This window comes from Fictibacillus sp. WQ 8-8 (assembly GCF_024494405.1).
GTDB classification, from domain to species: Bacteria; Bacillota; Bacilli; order Bacillales; family Fictibacillaceae; genus Fictibacillus_C; species Fictibacillus_C marinisediminis.
On the sequence record NZ_JAMXKG010000003.1, the window covers coordinates 218,121 to 238,467 of the forward strand.

At 41.4% G+C, this 20,347-nt stretch carries 21 protein-coding genes and 1 pseudogene; 15 read left to right on the forward strand and 7 right to left on the reverse strand.

Annotated elements, in window-relative coordinates; translation table 11 throughout:
• Positions 1 to 2: 2 nt before the first annotated feature.
• The 6 genes from M1K46_RS06400 (at position 3) to M1K46_RS06425 (ending at position 5,797) form a co-directional block, all read left to right on the forward strand.
• Complete coding sequence (locus M1K46_RS06400; protein WP_256225407.1) at positions 3 to 1,802, forward strand: IucA/IucC family protein; 1,800 nt, start codon at positions 3 to 5, stop codon at positions 1,800 to 1,802.
• Between the two features lie 289 nt (positions 1,803 to 2,091).
• Positions 2,092 to 2,850, forward strand: a complete 759-nt coding sequence (locus M1K46_RS06405; protein ID WP_256225408.1) for a hypothetical protein — start codon at positions 2,092 to 2,094, stop codon at positions 2,848 to 2,850.
• A 3-nt stretch (positions 2,851 to 2,853) separates the two neighbouring features.
• On the forward strand, positions 2,854 to 3,240 hold the full coding sequence (locus M1K46_RS06410; protein WP_053354978.1) for a GntR family transcriptional regulator: 387 nt from the start codon (positions 2,854 to 2,856) through the stop codon (positions 3,238 to 3,240).
• Entirely contained in the window at positions 3,233 to 3,922 is a 690-nt protein-coding gene (locus tag M1K46_RS06415) for an ABC transporter ATP-binding protein (protein ID WP_256225409.1), read from the forward strand. Before M1K46_RS06410 ends, M1K46_RS06415 begins: the two co-directional genes overlap by 8 nt.
• A gap of 14 nt (positions 3,923 to 3,936) precedes the next feature.
• Complete coding sequence (locus tag M1K46_RS06420; RefSeq protein WP_256225410.1) at positions 3,937 to 4,863, forward strand: ABC transporter ATP-binding protein; 927 nt, start codon at positions 3,937 to 3,939, stop codon at positions 4,861 to 4,863.
• A 4-nt stretch (positions 4,864 to 4,867) separates the two neighbouring features.
• Positions 4,868 to 5,797, forward strand: a complete 930-nt coding sequence (locus M1K46_RS06425; RefSeq protein WP_256225833.1) for an ABC transporter permease — start codon at positions 4,868 to 4,870, stop codon at positions 5,795 to 5,797.
• A 283-nt stretch (positions 5,798 to 6,080) separates the two neighbouring features.
• On the opposite strand, the gene M1K46_RS06430 is transcribed toward M1K46_RS06425, so the two are convergent.
• The 3 genes from M1K46_RS06430 to M1K46_RS06440 all read right to left on the reverse strand — a co-directional run bounded on the left by M1K46_RS06430 (position 6,081) and on the right by M1K46_RS06440 (position 7,627).
• Positions 6,081 to 6,230 (reverse strand): hypothetical protein, encoded by a 150-nt coding sequence (locus tag M1K46_RS06430; RefSeq protein ID WP_156418799.1) that lies wholly within the window; start codon positions 6,228 to 6,230, stop codon positions 6,081 to 6,083.
• Between the two features lie 64 nt (positions 6,231 to 6,294).
• Positions 6,295 to 7,326: a glycosyltransferase family 2 protein gene (locus M1K46_RS06435; RefSeq protein WP_256225411.1), complete on the reverse strand. Its 1,032-nt coding sequence runs from the start codon at positions 7,324 to 7,326 to the stop codon at positions 6,295 to 6,297.
• A gap of 37 nt (positions 7,327 to 7,363) precedes the next feature.
• Positions 7,364 to 7,627: a hypothetical protein gene (locus tag M1K46_RS06440; RefSeq protein ID WP_053354974.1), complete on the reverse strand. Its 264-nt coding sequence runs from the start codon at positions 7,625 to 7,627 to the stop codon at positions 7,364 to 7,366.
• Between the two features lie 154 nt (positions 7,628 to 7,781).
• On the opposite strand from M1K46_RS06440, the gene M1K46_RS06445 reads away from it, so the two are divergent.
• Together M1K46_RS06445 and M1K46_RS06450 are read left to right on the forward strand one after the other, a co-directional pair.
• Positions 7,782 to 8,408 (forward strand): LysE family transporter, encoded by a 627-nt coding sequence (locus M1K46_RS06445; RefSeq protein ID WP_053354973.1) that lies wholly within the window; start codon positions 7,782 to 7,784, stop codon positions 8,406 to 8,408.
• Between the two features lie 88 nt (positions 8,409 to 8,496).
• A complete protein-coding gene (locus tag M1K46_RS06450) occupies positions 8,497 to 8,796 on the forward strand; it encodes a DUF5658 family protein (RefSeq protein ID WP_053354972.1) in 300 nt (99 codons plus the stop codon).
• 32 nt (positions 8,797 to 8,828) lie between these two features.
• On the opposite strand, the gene M1K46_RS06455 is transcribed toward M1K46_RS06450, so the two are convergent.
• Together M1K46_RS06455 and M1K46_RS06460 are read right to left on the reverse strand one after the other, a co-directional pair.
• Entirely contained in the window at positions 8,829 to 10,100 is a 1,272-nt protein-coding gene (locus M1K46_RS06455) for a DHH family phosphoesterase (RefSeq protein ID WP_256225412.1), read from the reverse strand.
• A gap of 226 nt (positions 10,101 to 10,326) precedes the next feature.
• Positions 10,327 to 10,899, reverse strand: a complete 573-nt coding sequence (locus M1K46_RS06460; RefSeq protein WP_256225413.1) for an MEDS domain-containing protein — start codon at positions 10,897 to 10,899, stop codon at positions 10,327 to 10,329.
• Positions 10,900 to 11,466: 567 nt separating this feature from the next.
• On the opposite strand from M1K46_RS06460, the pseudogene M1K46_RS06465 reads away from it, so the two are divergent.
• From M1K46_RS06465 to M1K46_RS06475, 3 genes and pseudogenes are all read left to right on the forward strand, one after another.
• A pseudogene (locus M1K46_RS06465) lies at positions 11,467 to 11,700 on the forward strand (hypothetical protein); the annotation flags it as partial.
• Between the two features lie 418 nt (positions 11,701 to 12,118).
• A complete protein-coding gene (locus M1K46_RS06470) occupies positions 12,119 to 13,090 on the forward strand; it encodes a S8 family peptidase (protein WP_256225414.1) in 972 nt (323 codons plus the stop codon).
• A 36-nt stretch (positions 13,091 to 13,126) separates the two neighbouring features.
• A complete protein-coding gene (locus M1K46_RS06475) occupies positions 13,127 to 13,264 on the forward strand; it encodes a hypothetical protein (protein WP_256225415.1) in 138 nt (45 codons plus the stop codon).
• Positions 13,265 to 13,311: 47 nt separating this feature from the next.
• Here M1K46_RS06475 and M1K46_RS06480 read toward each other — a convergent pair whose 3' ends face one another.
• Positions 13,312 to 14,778, reverse strand: a complete 1,467-nt coding sequence (locus tag M1K46_RS06480) for an Ig-like domain-containing protein (protein ID WP_256225416.1) — start codon at positions 14,776 to 14,778, stop codon at positions 13,312 to 13,314.
• Positions 14,779 to 14,998: 220 nt separating this feature from the next.
• Here M1K46_RS06480 and M1K46_RS06485 point away from each other — a divergent pair, with 220 nt between their 5' ends.
• From M1K46_RS06485 to M1K46_RS06495, 3 genes are all read left to right on the forward strand, one after another.
• Positions 14,999 to 15,556, forward strand: coding sequence for an isochorismatase family protein (locus M1K46_RS06485; RefSeq protein ID WP_091006126.1), 558 nt, complete (start codon positions 14,999 to 15,001; stop codon positions 15,554 to 15,556).
• 391 nt (positions 15,557 to 15,947) lie between these two features.
• Complete coding sequence (locus M1K46_RS06490; protein WP_062231051.1) at positions 15,948 to 16,640, forward strand: response regulator transcription factor; 693 nt, start codon at positions 15,948 to 15,950, stop codon at positions 16,638 to 16,640.
• Positions 16,618 to 18,849, forward strand: a complete 2,232-nt coding sequence (locus tag M1K46_RS06495; RefSeq protein WP_256225417.1) for a histidine kinase dimerization/phospho-acceptor domain-containing protein — start codon at positions 16,618 to 16,620, stop codon at positions 18,847 to 18,849. The genes M1K46_RS06490 and M1K46_RS06495 overlap by 23 nt, the downstream gene beginning before the upstream one ends.
• Positions 18,850 to 18,894: 45 nt before the next feature.
• On the opposite strand, the gene M1K46_RS06500 is transcribed toward M1K46_RS06495, so the two are convergent.
• A complete protein-coding gene (locus M1K46_RS06500) occupies positions 18,895 to 19,104 on the reverse strand; it encodes a hypothetical protein (protein ID WP_256225418.1) in 210 nt (69 codons plus the stop codon).
• A 152-nt stretch (positions 19,105 to 19,256) separates the two neighbouring features.
• Between M1K46_RS06500 and M1K46_RS06505 the strand changes: the two genes are divergently transcribed.
• A complete protein-coding gene (locus M1K46_RS06505) occupies positions 19,257 to 20,198 on the forward strand; it encodes a magnesium transporter CorA family protein (protein WP_053354965.1) in 942 nt (313 codons plus the stop codon).
• Positions 20,199 to 20,347 lie beyond the last annotated feature (149 nt).

The window sequence follows — 20,347 nt, forward strand, 5'->3', positions numbered from 1 at the left end:
TAATGTTATTTAAAGAAGAACTCGGCAACCATTTGAACAAAAAAAATTGGTTTCAAGCCAATCAAAGGCTGTTGGCAAAAATGATTTCAGAATATATGTATGAAGATATGCTCGTACCGGAAAGGGTGGAGGGCGCTCATTATATTTTAACGGTAAGCGGCTATGTTCACTACCGGTTTGAAGCGGAGGCAAGATTGTTTGACAGTTACTCAGTCCATGAGGATTCAATTGAACGGTACAGCGACGGAACCTGGGAACAGGCGGAAAGTGCGGTGCAGTTCATTCTTGACATTCAGCACTTGATTAGAATGTCCTCCGAAACAGCGGGACATTTGATTAAGGAACTGAATGCAACACTGCTGGCAGATGTGAATCTGATCAGTAAGAAAACAAAGACAGCGGATGAGCTTGCAGAACTGGACTATGCGGAGTTGGAGGGGGAGATGACGGGACATCCGTGGATTACGTACAACAAAGGCCGAATCGGTTTTGGGTACGATGATTACTTGAAGTTTGCTCCAGAGAATCAGCGGGTAACCACCCTCTCCTGGCTGGCCGTAAGAAAGCATCGGGCTTCGTTTCAGTCGGTGGACGGGCTCCGTTATGAATTTCTGATTGAATCTGAACTCGATGAGCGTACCCGAGATGTTTTTGAGAACGTGCTACGTGAAAAAGGGGTTTCTAAAGAAGAATATTTCTTTATGCCGGTCCATGAATGGCAATGGAAGAACATAATCATTCAGCATTTTCCGGAGGATCTCGCCAATGACCATATCATTCCGCTTGGCGAAGGGCCGGATGTTTATCTTCCTCAGCAGTCCATCAGGACGTTTGTGAATACGGATCATAAGCATAAACATCATGTGAAGCTTCCAATGAGCATTCTTAACACGCTCGTATATCGGGGGTTGCCTGCTGAACGGACGCTGATCACACCAAGAATCACTGAATTTATTAAAGGCATTGCAGAGAAAGACTCTTTCTTAAAAGATACATGTGAGGCTATCCTGCCGGGTGAAATCGCCAGCTTGAATGTTGATCAGCTTTCCTTCCAGCAGCTGAAAGGAGCGCCATATCAGTACTTGGAAATGCTCGGTGTCATTTGGAGAGAGAGTATTCACACGTATCTGAAAGATGGTGAAAAAGCGATCACACTCGCAGCTCTCACACACAGCGACCTGGAGGGAAAGCCGTATGTCCAAAGCTTGATGGAAAAATCCGGGCTGTCGCCTGAAATATGGATCAAGCAGCTGTTTCGTACGATTCTGCCGCCGCTGCTGCATTATCTTTATCAATATGGTACTGTCTTTTCACCGCACGGCCAGAACACGATTTTGGTGCTGAAGGATCATCAGCCCCACCGGCTGGCGATTAAGGATTTTGTTGATGACGTTAATATAAGTGACCAGCCATTTACAGAGCTTGCGGGACTTGAAAATGAGCTGAAAGCTGTTTTGCGCAGTGAGCCTCCTGAAGGTTTGACGCAGTTTATTTTCACCGGCTTATTCATTTGCCACTTGCGTTATTTATCCGATCAGCTGGTAAAAAACAACCTATTGGATGAACGGGAATTTTGGAAGCTGCTCGCTGAAGAAATTTATGCTTATCAAGATCGGTTCCCAGCCCTCAAGGACCGTTTCGAGCTTTTTGATTTCTTTAAACCGCAGATGACCAAACTTTGTCTTAATCGAAATAGGATGGTCGATTACGGTTATGGTGATGGTGAAGATCGTCCGCATGCCTCAGAATTTGGAAAAGTAAACAATGCATTAAGCCTTTTCTCAAGGCAGGAAGCGAAATAAATAGGTAATGTGGAGAGAACCGGCGATCTTTTACGAAGATCAGCCGGTTTTTTGTTTGGCAGGAAGCCTTACAGAAGAAATACTGTCCAGAAATCCCAAAATACTGTCCAAAAGCGGAATTTTACTGTCCAAAAGAAAAAAATTACTGTCCAAAACCCCAATAATACTAGCCAAACTGATATTACGGTAAACTACCTCGAAAAATGGGTTTGACATTTTCTTGAATACCAGTGTATTATATCACTAGTACACTAGTTCATTCGAACAATGTGAAATGGAGGACTGTTTAATGAATCCTTGGTTGGGACAATTAAAAAAAGAATACAGGTTGGGAAAAGGCGGGGTGCTCGGTGCTTTAATTGCTTTGTTTTTATATTTGGGACTTGGAGTGTATACAGCATGGAGGATGGGCAAGCCTGAAACCTTTTTTGCATTTTGTGCGTTTGCGGTGATGATGCATGTAGTCTATATGGCAGGATATTTATGTGTGAGTTACTTTCTCGAGCAAAAAACACTGCATATATGGCTGCAGACCCCGATGTCTGTATGTAAGCTGCTGTTGGCAAAGCTGGTAAACGGGTTCGCGGCTCTTGCACTTTCATTATTCATTACTAGCGTTGTAACGCTTATTGCCGGAACGATGGTAATGGACATTTTTCAATTCAATTCGGATATGGCATGGTCTGATGTCATTTACATTGGCACCTTTCTAGTCATTCATATCCTGCTTATTTCTTTCTACATTGGACTAGGTTTAACGTTTTTGTGGGCGATTTATCTCGTAACCACAAAAAACCTCGGTAAAGTAAGCGGATGGGTAATCGGGCTCGGAGTCTTTTTCTTTGGGCCGTGGCTTCTCGCAAAATGGGAAGATACCAAAGTATTTGATGCTCTATTTATCTGGGGGAAAGTCAACCTTAAATATAGCGACTTCGTATATGGAGTCTTTAAGCACGTTTATATTGGCTATTATTTTTACCATCTGCTTTTGGCAATTGTACTATTTCTTGCAGCCAGCTGGTTAATCGAACGAAAAGTTGAGGTGTAGCACATGGCAGACGATTTTAATGCATCCAAACCGATATACATGCAGCTCGCCGACCGGATTAACCGCCAAATTCTTCGTAAAGAACTGGTAACCGGGCAGAAGCTGCCGTCAGTCAGGGAGATGGCGATCCAGTCGGGAGTCAACCCGAATACTGTTCAGCGAACCTACAGTGAATTAGAAAGGATGGGTAGTGTGGAATCAAAAAGGGGTCAAGGGACGTTTGTAACGGAAAACCAATCAGTATTAAACGAACTTCGGCAAAATTTGAAAAAAGAACAGATTTCATCCTTTTTTGCCGACATGAAAGAAATGGGATTTTCAGCAGAAGAAATGATGGCAGGCTTACAAGAGTTTATCTCATCCGAAGAAAGCGGTGAACAGCGTGATTGAATTTAAGAATGTGACCAAGAAATATAGAAACCATCGTGCAGTGGATAACCTTTCGCTGTCATTGCCGCAGGGGAAAATCATCGGAATTGTAGGGGAGAACGGCAGCGGGAAGTCAACAACGATGAAATTAATCTCTGGACTAATCCGGCCTTCTAAGGGCAGTGTATCAGTTGATGGGGAGGAAGTGTCCCGTAATATCAGCAGAAAAGTTTCCTATCTTTCAGAACTGGATACGTATTATTCCTTTTATACCGTTGGAGAAACGATTGATTATTACGCGTCCATATACAGTGATTTTAACCGCAGCAAGGCGGAAGAAATTCTGGACTATATGAAGCTCGACCGCAGCAAAAAAGTGAAGAACCTATCCAAAGGAAACCGGGGCCGGTTAAAGATCACTGTGACACTGGCGAGAGAAGTCCCGGTGATTCTCATGGATGAACCGCTGTCTGGGCTGGATCCTATGGTAAGGGATTCCATTGTGAAAGGTCTGCTGTCTTTTGTAGACTTTGAAACTCAAACCATCATTATTACAACACACGAGATTAAAGAGATTGAACCTATTCTTGATCTGGTCGTCTTAATTAAGGATGGAAGGGTACTCCGCATGGAAGAAGTAGAGGAAATCCGGATCCATCAGAATGTGTCCATCGTGAAATGGATGAAGAAAGAATATGAGTAATGGAGGAGAAGACAATGAGCAGAAAACCTTTGGTAGAACTGCAAGATGTGAAGAAAAAGATTGGGAAGAAAGAGATCATTCACGGATTATCGTTTGATATTTATGGGGGAGAAGTGTTTGGTTTCCTCGGACCGAATGGGGCTGGGAAGACGACAACCATTCGTATGATGGTTGGATTAATGAAGCTCAGCGGCGGAAAAATTTTAATTAACGGTAAAAATATTGAGACGGAATACAAGAAGGCGATTTCTCATATTGGTGCTATTGTTGAGAACCCTGAAATGTATAAGTTTCTTACGGGTTACCAAAACCTCATCCATTATAGCCGAATGGTGAAAGGGGTAAGCAAGACAAGGATTGCACAAGTGGTGGAACTGGTCGGTTTAACAGATCGGATTCACGAAAAAGTAAAAACCTACTCGCTTGGGATGCGTCAGAGACTGGGTCTTGCACAGGCTTTGCTTCACTCTCCATCTGTTCTGATTTTAGATGAACCGACGAACGGTTTGGATCCAGCAGGTATCCGGGAAATTCGCCACTATCTTCGGGAACTGGCTGAGAAAGAAGGCATTGCTGTTATCGTATCGAGTCATCTTTTATCCGAGATGGAGCTCATGTGCGACCGGATTGCTATTATCCAGCACGGAAAATTAATTGGCGTTCAGAGCACGAAGGAATTCGTGGAAAGCGGCAGAACGAGAAAAGTGCGATTCCTTGTGGATGAAGTGGCTGCGGCACGCCATGCCGTGAGCCATCATGTGAAGGCTGAACGGATATCTCTTGGCAATGGCTATATTGAGGCAGAGATGGAAAGAGAACTGATACCAGAGGTGACAGCCACTCTTGTGGTTGAAGGACTAAAAGTCTATGGAATCTCATCAGAAACGAAAACGCTGGAAGATAAATTCTTGGAAGTGACGGGAGGAAGAGAGATTGTCTAACTTCATGGGATTGATCCGCAATGAAAATTTGAAAATATACCGGCGTATCGGAAATCTGATCATGCTTGCTTTGCTCATCGGTTTTATCGGCCTGAGCGGAATCATCACAAAGACAGAAAAATCGGCCCCAATAAAAGACAACTGGAAGCAGGAGCTTAGGGTAGACAACGCTTCTATGGAAAAGACGCTGAAAAAAGAGCCGATGATGAAGAAGCATAATGAGCGCTTGATCGCGATCAACGAGTATCGTATCTCCCATAATATCAAGCCGCTGGAAATGAAAAATCAATGGTCGTTTGTTAGTGAAAGCCCGGATGCGATTCAGTTTATCTTAATCTTTACCATTATAATAGCGGGCGGTATGGTTGCCAGTGAATTTTCATGGGGGACGATTAAGCTGCTTCTGATTCGTCCTGTAAGCCGAACGACCATACTCGCTTCCAAATACATTTCTACTCTTCTTTATGCACTGTTGATGATTCTCATCACGTTTGTTGTATCATGGCTGCTTGGCGGAGTGCTCTTCGGGTTCGAAGGAAGCCCTCAGTCCTATCTCAGTTATATGGATGGTAAAGTCGTAGAGGAAAACATGATCTGGCACATGTGGAAAGAATACGGCTTTGCGAGCATCATGCTGGTCATGATGGCTACCTTTGCCTTCATGATGTCCACCGTATTCCGCAACAGTTCGCTAGCGATCGGTTTTTCTATCTTCTTATCGCTTTCAGGCACACTGATCGTTAACTTCTTTTCTAAGTATGACTGGGTAAAATATATATTGTTCGCTAATGTGGATTTAAAGCAGTATTTTGATGGAACACCTTTCATCAAAGGGATGACCCTGAATTTTTCATTGACTGTACTTGCAGTTTACTTCGTCATCTTCATTGCGCTTACCTGGATTGTATTCAAGAAACGTGACGTGGCTGCTTAATTAAAAAGCTCTGTTAGTCCATGTTGTTGATTTTTGGTGGGGGTGATTGAACCGCCTTTTGAAAAGCAGAAGGGTAAAAGCAAGCTTTTCCCGCGCTTCATTTGTTTCACTAATCAGCCGGCTCTTATCATCGCCAGCGATCACCCCTTATTATTGGGGAAAGACTTGAGGGTCTCTTTTAAGCATCAGTATGCGATGCCCAATATCCAAGAAAATCAACAATATGCTTTAACAATGCCGATTAAAAAAGGAAAGCTGGCGCAATGGATATGCGCCAGCTTTCTTATTTTTCATCCTTCACGGCATCGTTTAATTTTCTAGTGTTTCCTTTGGCATTTATGAATTCAAGAACCTGATTAAGTCCATCGGTGTCATTGGCTGTATCCTGGTTGATTTCAAGGCGTGTCTTTTCTGAGTTATTCTTCTTATTCATTATAATCAAACCTCCCTTCTTTATCCTTTCCCTTCGGTGGTGGATGCTACACGTATTGAGCGAGTCAGGAAAGCTTTCTGCTCGACCTCAGCCGGGTACGAAGGGGTGTGGCAGAGGGTTTTTTGGGTTGTGAGGTATTTCTGATAAGGCCGCTGTCTATACCATAACGCGGCCGGTGCTTGACCTCCTTAAATACTTTTCCAACATATTCCCCAACAAGTCCGATTCCCATCAGCTGAAGTCCGCCAATGAACCAGATGGACAGGATGATGGATGTCCAGCCCGGTACAGTGTATCCGTTAAACTTCTGAACTATAGCGAAAATCCCTGCGATTGCACTGAACACTAAGAATAAGAAGCCGGAAATGGTCAAGAAGCGGATTGGCTTGATGCTGAATGATGTAATTCCGTCGAACGCAAAGGCGAGCATTTTTCGAAGTGGATATTTCGATTCTCCTGCAGCTCTTTCTTTCCGGTCATAATAAACTTCTGCTGAAGAAAAGCCGAGAAGGGGGACGACCCCGCGCATGAAGAAATTTCTCTCACGGTACCGTCCAAGTTCTTCTAACGCTCTTTTGCTCAGCAGCCGGTAATCGGCATGGTTATAGATGAGTTCGACGCCCATCTTTTCCATAACTCTGTAAAACCATTGAGCAGTATGCCGTTTGAAGGCGGTGTCGTTTTTCCGTTCTCTTCGTATTCCGTAAACTACATCATGTCCTGCGCGATACTTGTGGATGAATTGCCGTATCGCCTGCACATCGTCCTGCAAATCAGCATCGATTGTGATAATGCAGTCAGAATAGGCTTTTGCCGTATCCATTCCAGCAAGGAGGGCATTCTGGTGACCGGCATTCTTCGCCAGTTTAATTCCGTTCGCATGGTGGTTTGTTTTATGTAAAGCGGTAATAAGCTCCCATGTTTTGTCCTTGCTTCCATCATCTACAAAGAGCATGCTGCTTTCTGGAGAAATAAGTGTTTCTGAAATCATTTCTTTGAGTATGGATGTCAGTTCCCTTGCGGTGATCATGAGCACTTCCTCTTCGTTATAGCAAGGAACCACAATCGTCAAGACGGGCAATCGATTACTGTTCATTCTATGGTAAAGACCTCCTTATTTCTCATCTCTCCGCTTACTCGTAACGGGTGGCTTCAATGGCATTTGTTGTTTCTTGTAAATGACGGAGATGTTCACGGGCATGAAAAAGCCTCTTTGTCTGTTCCTCTGTCAATCCATCCGTTTGTCGGGATTGCTGAACCATTTCGTGGGCATATTCCAGCAATTGTTTCGCCTGCTGGAATTCTTCGGGATTGTTGTTTCCTTGTGATTCTTCAATGGCTTTTCTTGCATTCTCTACGCACTCTAAAGCATTGCTGTATAGGTTTTGATGATCCATCGGCCGACTCCTCCTGTTATTTTTCTTATTCTTAACATGTGTTTTGGAGAATTTTGTTATACGTTTATGCCATAAATCCCATCACAAAAAAGGCGTACAAGTTCTGATAGCTGAATAAACTTGTACAAACAGAAATTACAGGCGGAGGTTTTCAGTGGGGATTTTACTTAAATACATGCTTTTAGGATTGTCGTTGGCCGCTCCAATTGGACCAATTAATGCTGCACAGATGGATAAAGGTATACGAAGCGGTTTCTGGCATGCCTGGATGGTGGGACTTGGAGCAACGACAGCAGATGCAATCTACATGGCTCTTGTTTATATGGGATTGGTTCATTTTTTGGATGCTCCCGTCATCAAAGCCTTTCTCTGGCTGTTTGGGTGTTTTGTTTTAATCTACACAGGCATTGAAAGCTTTCAAAGTTCTGGAGTGATGGTTCTTTCAAAAAAGCAGGGAAGCGAAAAAACATGGAGATGTTTCTTATCAGGCTTTTTCATGTCACTGACCAATCCTCTGACTATTCTTTTTTGGCTTGGCATTTATGGTTCTGTTCTGGCAGAGACAGCGGCGACTTATCATAAACAGCAGCTTTTTCTGATCAGCGGGGCGATTTTCAGCGGAATTTTGCTTTGGGATTTTACGATGGCTCTGGTAGCCAGCAGTTTCAGGCGGTATTTGGCAGATTCCTTGCTTAAATTGATCTCACGTATATCTGGCCTTTCACTCATCTGCTTTGGCTGTTATTTCGGATATCAGGCCTTTAAATTTTTATGGAATTAGGCAGTGCCTTTTTGAGAAGATAATATAGAGGATCATTTGGGTATACAATGGTAGAGAAGGGAGATGAGTCAATGGGTGTGGCAGGAAGTTGAGACTCTATAAATGGATTTGCTATTTACTTGCACTATTCAATCTGGCTGATGCTTTCCTGACCTACAGGCTTCTGAAGCACGGCGGGGAAGAATTAAACCCGGTCATGCGGCTTCTCTTTGATTTTCATCCATTTGCCTTTATAGCGGTGAAAATTTTGTTTTCGTTCCTTGTTTTGCTTCTGTCTTTTTTACCGCTTCGCAGCAAGATAAAGTTTTTTGTTTACATTGCTTTTTTTGTCTACCTTTTAATAATGGGCTGGCATATCTACATACTGCTGATTTTGTCCATGCAATAAAGAAGCGCACAGACTCAGTCTGTGCGCTTGTTTTATGATTCCTTGATAAAGAAGGATCGATGTTTGTCCATTATTTCTTTGTAATCTGAAGTTACTTTGTCCTGAGAAATCCCCAGGCTGGAACTGATGTAGTCTATATACTTTTCATCCGGCATAAGCCATGAATTGTACTGTCGTTTCAAGTAATTTTCTGCAGACTGAAATTCCTCAAATGATTTCGGTACGGGAAGGCTGTTATGAATAAGCTTCCATTGTTTGTCGCTTGTTTGAAAGAGGTTTGTAATTTCTCTATTGTAATTAATAAATAGTGTACCATAGACATTTTCTCGCACGTTCCATTCGTTGTCGTGTGCATCACGACGTCTTGGCGGAATCTCAAAGGCAGGAAGAACGAAGCGCTGGAATCCTTCAGGTGTCAGGGTGCATCCAGAGGCTTTCGGATGTCCGCCGCCACCGAACTGTGCTGCATACTTTGACACGTCGACGTGGTCATATATCGTACGGAAACCGGCTCTTTTTCCGCCGATGTTTAAGATCACGATCAGATCAAGATGCGGATTTTCGCGGTTCAGTTCATTGCCAAGCTCTGAATGATGGCTTTCCGCATGAACGATTCCGATTCGATACGGTTCCCCGCCAGTCTTGTAAACCGTATCCCATGTTTCAGCCATTTGTCTTTGCTTTTTCTTAATATACGCTTTTCGGCTGTCTTCTTCGAGCTGAAGTATTGTTTCTTCCGTTTCGGAAAAATGGAAGTGTTCTTCTGTTTTTAACCGTTCCAGCATATTTTTTTCAAATTCACCCGGAGGCAGCAAAAAGAAAAGGTCGTTTAGCCGCTTGGCATTTTCGTTTTCATTCTCAAACCATTCCCACGTATCATACTGTCTGACGAGCTCTACAAATTCTTTTAATGCTCCTTGGTCCTTCAACAGACCTTTCTTTATATAATGTTCATAAAGGAGAGAGGTAGCAGAGGTGAGCTTGCCATCCTCTTGTTTTGTCTGAACAAGACCCCATTCAAATTTATTTAAATGATCGGCAGTCACATGATGATCGATGAGCTGCACTTCTCGCCCACTTTCGTACCGTGACTGAAGTTTTCCAGCGAGTTCATCATTTACTGCAATATCCGTTATGTATACCGGTTTTTTTTCCTGCTCTGGATCAAGCAAAAAATCAGAAACACGGCGATTAATATTATCATGCGAGCAGTAAAACGTTTCTACATTTTCTTCTCCCAATGCAAGCATGGCAACGATGCCGCATGACTTCCCATCAAGGTCATTATGTGAAAAAAGTTTCATTTCACTAACGCCTCCTTTCTCAATTCCATATTCAATAGTATAGGCACGAGCCCTTTCTTTCAACCGAAAAAAGGATTTTTCTCACAGCCTAAGAAATAATAGTGGGTTGTCCGTCATTTTTACAGGTGAAAGGAAAAAAAAGTTAAAGTTAAATACATTGATGAATTTCTAAAAGAATAGAATAAGGCGATATATAAAACACGCTTAGGATGATTTCCTAAGCGTGTTATTTCACATCAATCACTGGCTGGTATTGTTCGGAGACGATGAAATCATCCTCCATTAAAACGTAAGGATGTGTTTCCATCAAAATCGTTTTGAGGTAGTCTGGCATTCTCTCTCCTTCGTATGCACAAATTAATGGGAACGACAGCTGTTTTACAGCTTTGTCTACTATTTTCTCAAAATCTTCTATTAGATGCAGAGGATCTTCCATTGTGGCCCACTCCACATGTGCCCATGATCGGAAAGAGATTTTCTTTTCCATATATGGCTGTACCGTTTTATTGAAGTAATCAAAGATTGCAGGAGGATGATAACTGCCACTTGAATAATAGAAATCGAAATTGTTTACACGGTGAACGAATTCCATTTGATCTTTCGTTAACCTTGTGCTCAGTTCATTGTGAATCATACGGTAAACACGTTCATTTTCAATAAGAATAACGTAATCTCCCGCCACAACGCCATCTTGAATAAAACTTACAACTTGTTCAATATAATTCTTCATTCCATTATAGGAATACAGAACATGAACACTCTTTTGGTCCTTAAACAACTGGTTCATTTTGCTTTTCAAGTAATCACCCCTTCTTTCCTGTATAACCTCCATTATATTTGATTTCTGTGAATAATGCTAAGAAAGAAAAAGGTGCTTTCTTTAACTGATACAGCGAATCTAAAGAAGATCAAGATGGTTAAACAGAAATAGTTAACTTCAACTTTTTAATAGGCTCTTTACTAAAAGATTATTGCTTACGGAACATTTTTGTAAAGACTCCATTGATAAGTTGATTGGAGTGGAAGGTGCGAGACTCCTGCGGGAGAAGCGGGACAGGTGAGACCCACAGGCGCCTGCGCCGAGGAGGCTCACCGCGCGCCCCGCGGAAAGCGAGCAGCCTGGAACGGAAATCAACACCCCCAATAGCAACAAAGAATACGAAAACAGACTTTTATTAAGATAAACTGTTAAGGTGGATTAAATATGAGGTGATATTATGCATCAAGCTGTTTATGTTAAAGAGGCTTTTACATTGTTTGATAAGATTAACAAGCATTTAGTGAAAAAGCTGCATACCATCGTAATAGAGATAAGAATGATCAAGAATACACGATAAAAGACAGCCATTTGGAGAAATAGCCGGAGATGTCTTTAAAGGACTTAATTATAGACTTGTTTACTGCCTATGAAAATATCGCCTTTTTATTGAGTATTGGAATTAATATTATCATCAGTTTATTGGGAGTCGTACCAAGTGTGTTTTTAACAGCTGCGAATTTAACAGTGTTTGGGTTTGGGGAAGGAATGGCTGTTTCATTTATTGGTGAAGCCTTTGGTGCAGTGATTTCTTTTATATTGTATAGAAAAGGATTTCGCAAAGCAGTGAATATGAGAGGTACAATTTTTGCGTGCGTTTTTATTGCAATGACATGGAAAAAGGTGAAAACGAAATAATTGAGGGAATTTATATCCCTAGATTTGAATCTATTTACCTAAAAGGTAAGTTGCAAGCATAAAAAAAGCTTTAATTCCGGCATCAAACGAATTTAGAATAGAACTAAATTCTCATTTTTCTGAAAACGGTTGTTTTTGGACAAATATAGTGCTAAAATGATGCAAACACCTATTCCCATACCCCTCAGAAGTTAATGTCAAAGGAAGGGAGGCAGCCTGCAACGGTTATTCCAGATTCTTTTAAAGGCATAGCTTATTTACGACTTGCCGCTCCCTGTCACTTTTCAATGTTTATTACATCTTTACCTGTTGCATCATCACCTATATAAAGGAGGAAGGACTTATGAGTGAAGTTCGTTTAATTCCTTTTAAGTTAGAAGAAGTGCTGCAGACTGCCGGTGAAGAAATTCCGTATGGTATACAAATGATCAACGCTCCTGCGGCATGGGATCAGGGAAGTAAGGGAAAAGATGTTGTCGTTGCCGTTCTTGATACAGGCTGTGATGTAAATCATCCTGATTTAAAAGACCGTGTCATTGGGGGGAGGAATTTTACCAGCGATGATCCAGAAGACTATTTGGATGGACACTATCATGGGACACATGTTGCCGGTACGATAGCAGCATCCATTAATAAGCTTGGAGTTGCAGGAGTAGCACCAGAGGCGAAACTTTTAATTCTTCGAGTGCTCGGCGCTGATGGAAGCGGAAGCTACCAGGGAATCATTGACGCCATTAACTACGCTGTAGAATGGCGAGGGGAGAATGGAGAAAGAGTCAGGGTGATGTCCATGTCCCTGGGTGGGCCTGACGATGTACCTGAAATGCATGAGGCAATTAAGAATGCTACAGCCAACAATGTGATGGTTGTCTGCGCGGCTGGAAATGAAGGAGATTCAAGTGAGAGGTCAGATGAGCATGCTTATCCAGGCTATTATAAAGAAGTCGTGCAAGTAGGCGCAGTGGATGAACAAAAGCATTTGGCGGACTTTTCGAATACGAACGATGAGATTGATTTAGTAGCACCCGGCGTAAACGTGCTTTCCACGTATCCAGGTGAAAAGTATGCCAAGCTGTCAGGAACTTCCATGGCAACTCCGCACGTTTCAGGTGCATTAGCTGTACTGATTTTAAAAGAAGAAGCCGAATTTGGCAGGGAACTCACCGACCCAGAGATTTATGCCCAGCTTTGTAAAAATACACAATCCATTGGACTTACCAAAAAAGGGGAAGGCAATGGTTTACTTTATTTGGGTATGGAATCCAGAAAAGAAGCTAGCCAGAAAGAAGAAAAAAATGTAACCGTTCCAAAGTAAAATGACAATCCCATTTTAAAAGGGAGGATGTTGTTGATGGCGGTGTATAAGGTATTGTCCTTAATGATCAGCTTTGCCATGCTTACACTGGGAATGGTGGAGGAACGTAACCGCAGAAGCAAAAAAACATCCGCTCACCGAAACAAGGAACGGCCCGAACGTAAACGGGCGTAATTATAGAAAAAGCTGATCCTCACGAAGAGATCAGCTTTTTTATCTGCTTATTTTTTAACTTTATAAGTCGTAGCATTGCTTGTGTTCTTTGCTTTGTCGGTTGCTGTAACGGAAAGAATTGTACCCGCTCTTTGAGCTTTCATCTTCACTTTATATTTTCCGTATTTGTCAGCAACGTTCTTGCCAAGCGTTGTCTTACCTTTCTTTACTAGAACGGTAGAGTATGCTTCTGCTGAGCCGCCTACCGTTGTTGTTTTTGAGGTGATGGCAGAAACCTTTGGAGCAGAAGGTGCTGTCTTATCAGCGACTTTAACGGAGAAAGCAGGACTAATCGCATTCAAGCTGTCTTGATAGGTTACAGATAGTATGGTTCCGGCTTTTTGTTTAGGAATAACAAGATTAAAAACACCTTTTGAGTCAGCATTATTGGAGATGATTGTTTTGCTCCCCTTTTTGACTGTTACCTTCATGCCTTTCGGTGCTTTACCTGAAAGACTTGTATCATTATCATCGACTGGATTGACAGAAGGCTTGGACATTGCTTTGGTGATGTAAGCAGATGAGATATACCATGTGCCCTTTTCACCCGGAACAGTTACAGGAAACCAGACAAACTGATTGATGCTCTTTGGTGTTTGATCATACTTAAAGCTGTCTGTGATCGTTAAAGGGGTATTTTTTTTAATGTATTTAGAAGAGCTTTCTGTCGTTGGAGCTTTTCTTATCTTCACGTGTGTGAATGAAGGGTCATCCCAGCTAGTTATGGCTTTGTCGTTCTTCTTCATTAAATATATTGAAGCATGAAGCCTTTTGGTTATGCTGTAAGATTTTTTTATAAACTTAATATTGTCAGATTTGGTTGGATCATATTGAAAATCATTTGTTGAGAATGCTGGTTTTTGGAGGTTTGTATCCCCTAAGAAACTGTCCGCATTCAACAGAGACATTACTTTTTCCTGGTAAGCATCTGTATTCGGCTTTCCTGTTTTTTGAACCACCGGGCTATTTATTGGTTTAATGCCATTGTAGGCCATGATTGCAAAGTACCATGATTCAAGCACACTCTTGTCTTTTGGCAGTACAGCAGGCAACTCGGAATTCTTATACTTAGAGGCAAGAAGGTTAACTCCGAAAGCTATGTTGTACGGGATGCTATATTTTAGCATTTCTAGTTTTACAGGATCATAGTTTTTCGGAACGGTAATCTGCATAATACCAATGCCGTTATCATGTGAGATGACGGGCTGACCCTTTTTATCGAACTGCTTCCATCCATTGTTTTCTTTTGAGGCAACAGCCTTCACGATCTCCGGTGGTATGCCGGCTTGGAGTGCTGCGTTTGTCAGCAAACAGTTCATATGCTGAAAACTGGGATTGGTTCCTTTTTTTAAAGTGCCGAATGAGGTGCATTTTGCCTGGATATCCGTCGTTTCCGCAGCATGTGCATCATCCGCAGGCCACAGACCGATGGCGAGGCAGCCTGCCATACCAGCTTTTAAAAGCAAAGATTTCATTTCCTGTCCTCCGTCTCTATTAATCTCTTTATATTCTACCATAATTTTCAAGTTTAATTGTGTGAATAATTGAAGGTATTGGAATCGTGAGAAGGATTCTGAGGGCTATTAAAGAATATAGTAGACAGACATCGATAAAGGAGGCGGTTTTTATGTCAAACCAAAATCAACTTATACAAAGGAAAGATCTAGTTTAGTTAAAAATTGAGGAGATGATTGCTTGAAACAAGCCTTGCTAGTAATTGATGCGCAGCAGGAGTTGCTGGACGGAAAAAAAGAAAATGAAGAAGTTTATCAAAAAGAACAGCTGATCCAAACGATAAATAACGTCATTGGTAAAGCGATGAACTTAGACGTACCGATCTTGTTTGTTAGAGATAAGGATGTCGCATCTGGTGAGGGAAAAGGATTTCTTGTTCATAAGGACATCAATGTGCCTGACGATTCCCCTGTTTTTGATAAGAAAGCAACCAATGCCTTTTATGGCACAGATCTGCTGGAATTTTTGAGAACGAACGAAATGAAGCATCTCGTGATTATGGGATGCAAGACAGAGCATTGCATCGATTCGGCAGTAAGGATGGCCACTGTGCAAGGATTTGATGTAACCCTTGTAAAAGAAGGGCATTCGACAACGAATTCAAAAACGCTGAACGCCGACCAGATCATTGCCCACCACAATGAGATCCTTCACGGTCATTACAATGTCGATCACTTTTCCATCGTAAGAAGTGCTGACGAAGATGTGTTTAAACCTATACATGACAACTACCGATAAGCTTTAGCTGAAACGGGGAGACCTTATTTACTGGGTCTCCTTTTGTTTGAACTTTCTTAATACAAATTTTGATGTACCTTGCAGAGTATCACCACTAACTGATGCTTGAGAGACCCTCAAGTCTTTTTCTACGAAAGAGGGTGGGATAGCTGGCGAGGAGCCAGCTGTTCTGTGTAACAGATGAAGAGCCTGAAAATCAGACGGGGAGCAGCTTGCTGATCCCCGTCTGATTTTCAATCCCACCCATACATTTCAAGCTCCATAGTTTAACCAGCGTTCATATTAAGAAAGTCTTAAGATTTATGCTCGCAGATTGTTAAGATTTACAGGTTAAGATACAGGTAATCCCAAAAAAGGAACATGATATAATTTGAAAGGAGTGTGAGAAACCATGAGCGAATTCACAGTGCTGGTTGTAGATGATGAAAAAGAAATACGCGATGCGATAGAAATTTATTTGAAGAATGAAAAGATGACGGTTATCCAGGCGGCTGATGGCCTGGAAGCAATTGAAAAGCTTAATGAAAAAGTCATTCATTTAATCATACTGGACATTATGATGCCTCGGCTTGATGGCATAGCGGCAACCTTTAAAATCCGGGAACAGAAAAATATCCCCATTATCATGCTGAGTGCCAAAAGTGAAGATACCGATAAAATCCTCGGCCTTCAGATCGGAGCTGATGATTATATGACAAAGCCTTTTAATCCGATTGAGCTGATCGCCAGAGTGAAATCACAGCTTCGAAGGTACATGACGTTAGGGAATTATGAAGGCAAAAGTAATGTTATCAACCTAAATGGGCTTACTCTTGATAAAGAGGCAAGGGAAGTCGCGGTTCTTGGGGAAGCAGTAAAGCTGACCCCTATTGAGTACAAGATTGTAGAGCTATTAATGTCCCATCCTGGAAGAGTGTTTTCCATTCATGATATTTATGAGAGGGTGTGGCAGGAGCCTTGCTACAATGCAGAAAATACGGTCGCCGTACATATTCGGAAGATCAGGGAAAAGATCGAAATCGATCCGAAAAATCCAAGATATTTAAAGGTGGTATGGGGTATTGGATACAAGATGGAAAAGTAAACTTGGCCAGGTGGCCTGGGTGATATTATTTACGATAGGATTGAGCGGTACGCTGGCATTTCTGAATCATTGGGATTCTTATATGGGAAAAAGTTATTTTGAAACAGATGAATTTAAGGGTGAGTTCGAAACCTTTCTAGGCTACCTTCATATTTATGAGGTGAGTAACCTGACGAGTGAGGAGCTCAAGGGTAAAATTACGGTTTCCAAAAAGGAAATAAAGGAATACCGATACAGAAATGGTGACTTATCGGAGCAAATTTCAAGCATTCAAGACCAGTTCAGACCCCAGCTTGAAGAAGCCAACACGAACCATGATAAAAAGCTGGAATCTTATTTTAAAAAACAAAGAGATAAAAAGATTGAAGACATTCAAAAGAACTTTGAAAGCGATAAGTATGTTAAGCAAAAAGTAACGAAAGAAAAAGAAGAGCAAATCGATCAATTTATTGAAAATAAGAAAGCCGTTCAACAAGAATTCCAGCAGTGGCTATCTTCTTTTGAATATTATTTGCAAAACAATGAAACAGCAGAAGTTTTTACAAATTTAACAGCAGCTAATAAAGAAGATGCATACAAAAAGCTGGAAAGCAGTAATATGCTGTACCTGCAAAATTATACTGGCGAAAAAAATAGTTACTTGTCCATTTCTGATTATTCGCCTTCTTTATATGATGAGGGGGATTCACAACAAGCAGCCATGGGAATTCTGGCTGATGATCATTCTGTTCTAGAAGGGAAAATTGGTGTCCCGAAGGCTTTGCCAGCCGACAGCATGATATATGATCAGTACAAAATGTTCAAAAAAAACCAGCAGTTCTTTTTCCTTTATAGTGCGGCAGGACTGATCGCATTATGTGTCAGTATTTGGCAGGCAAAAAAACATCAGCTGCTGCGGTTAATCACTCACTCACCCTATATAACGCTTTATAAAAAAATACCTGTTGATCTAAAAATCGGCTGTATGATTATTTCTGCTATTGCATTCTTTATCTCACTTGGGGTTGCGACTGATTACAATATTTATGGAACTTATGCCAGCATGATTGATGAAGCGGTGATCACTATTGGATTCGCAAGCTTTATTACTGGATTGACCCTCATCCAGCTGATCTGGCTCATTTCCGAATGGAAAGAAAGCGGTTGGACTAAAGGATATTGGAAAACATCTTTAACCTATCGTTTCTGGCATGATTTAGAGAAGTTCTTCCATTTTCGAAGTCTTGCTTTCCAATACTTGATCTTACTAATCGTCATTTTCGCATCCGGATTTGGAGTAGGCTTTGTTTTATATCAAGTTCAGCTGGTCGGTTTATATCTTGTTCTATTTATGGTCGTAACGGTTCCTGTTTTGATGTTCTCGCTGAAAAAAATCTCTTATTTCAACAGAATCATCCTTCATTCAAGCGAACTTGCGGCAGGGAACATGGAGCCGGATTTAAAGGCGAAAGGGAGTTCTGCTCTGGCAGGTTTGGCCCGAAATATCAATACGCTGAAACATGGAGTTAAGTCTCTCCAAAAATCGGAGGCAAAGAGTGAACGGCTCAAAACAGAACTGATTACAAATGTAAGCCACGATCTCAGGACCCCTCTGACTTCCATTATTACGTATACAGAGCTTTTAAAGACCCCTGATCTAGATGGAGAGAGCAGGGAAGCCTACGTGCAGATCATTGATAAAAAGTCAAAACGGTTAAAGGTTTTGATAGAAGATCTGTTTGAAGCTTCCAAGATGGCAAGCGGAAGTATTGAACTTGTGAAGGCTAGAGTGGATATCGTTCAGCTGCTGCAGCAGGCATTGGCTGAGTACGATGAAGCGATTGAACAATCAACCCTCCAAATCAGGATGTCTGCTTCCGAACAGCCGATTGATGCGTATGTTGATGGACAAAAAATTTGGCGGGTGTTTGACAATCTGATTGGAAACATCCTTAAATATTCTCTTGAGAACACACGTGTGTATATAGCGATTGAAAAAAGGCAGGATATAGCCGTTCTTTTCTTTAAGAATGTCTCGAAATATGAATTGGGAGGCAACACAGAAGAATTGTTTGAACGATTCAAGCGCGGAGATACCTCTCGTCATACAGAAGGTTCTGGACTGGGGCTGGCGATCGCAAAATCCATTATTGATCTTCACGAGGGCAGCATGGACGTTGAAGCAGACGGCGATCTTTTCAAAGTAACCATTGAACTTGATTTAGCATAAAGAAAGAGGGCCTTTTAATTCAAAAAGGTCCTCTTCTCTGTCTTTCTACTGTATCCTAAAACTGATGCTATAAAGGGCATCTCTCAAATTGTTCATAATTTTGACGGAGGAAAGGCCAATTCCCAGCTGGACTGCTGTCTGAGCTACATCAGGTTTAATACCTGATAAAATCGTCGAAACACCGAGCAGCTTCAGGCTGTTGATACTCCACTTCAAAAATCGTAATTTTTTGGAAGCAGAATCCGTTGTAGGCAAAGTTACGCCTCATGTTAAAGATTCAAACAAAACCTGCAGGAAGAAGAGAAGTTTGTTATGGTAAGGATAGAACAATAAATAAATATTTTGTTTACTTTTTTGAAGGGTTTTGTTTTATTATAGGAATAGACTGAATGTAAGAGGTATATCATATGCTAAATGTTTATTACACTGACAGTGCCAATCAAATGACAGAAATGGAAGATATCAAAAAAGGGTGCTGGATTAACTTGATTGCACCTACCAATGAAGAAATCAATTTGGTTGTAGAAAAAATTGGAATTGATCCGGATTTTTTACGAGATGCCTTGGATGAAGAAGAACGGTCCAGGGTTGAAAAAGAAGGAAACACCGTGAGCGTTATCGTAGACCTTCCAATTCTTGTTTCTGATGAAAATGGAATACAGTACGATACGTTTCCGCTTGCCATGATCTCAACTGATTCTCACTTTATTACCGTTTGTCTTAGGGAGAACCCTATTCTGGAGTTGTTTGCGAAACATAAAGTCAAGAATTTTTATACCTACAAGAAAACACGCTTTGTCTTTCAGCTGCTTCAAATGATCGCAACTTACTATTTGCGGTACCTGCGCCAGATCAACCGGAAAACGGAGCAGATCGAAAATGAACTGAGAGAATCATTGAAGAATGAGGATTTATTTGAGCTGCTCAGACTTGAAAAGTCCCTTGTCTATTTTGCGACCTCACTTAAGTCGAATGATGCTGTACTGGAGAAGTTATTGAAAGTCAGCTATCTGAAGATGTATGAAGAGGATAAGGATCTTCTTGAGGATGTTATTATTGAAAATAAACAGGCGATTGAGATGAGCCTGATTTATCGAAATATCTTGAAAAGTTTAATGGATGCTTTTTCTTCGGTTATTTCGAATAACCTGAACGTGGAGATGCGGTTCTTAACTTCCATTACGATCATACTCGCTCTTCCTACCATGGTGGCGAGTTTCTATGGCATGAATATTCCTTTGCCGTTCCAAAAGTATCCCCATGCATTTTTCGTAAGTCTATGCTTGGCATTCACACTTTCAGGCCTCGTCTCCTTTATTTTTTGGAAAAAACGTTTCTTTCGCAAATAAAAGATTATGGATAAAAAAGGTATCTCCTATTATAGGAGGTCCTTTTTACTTTTTTGAAAGAAAACGCTTTCTTATTTAAGTCGTTTGGGTTTACAATCAGGTTATCTTATCTTTAAAATTGTGTTAACATTGTAAAGCGATAGAAAGAA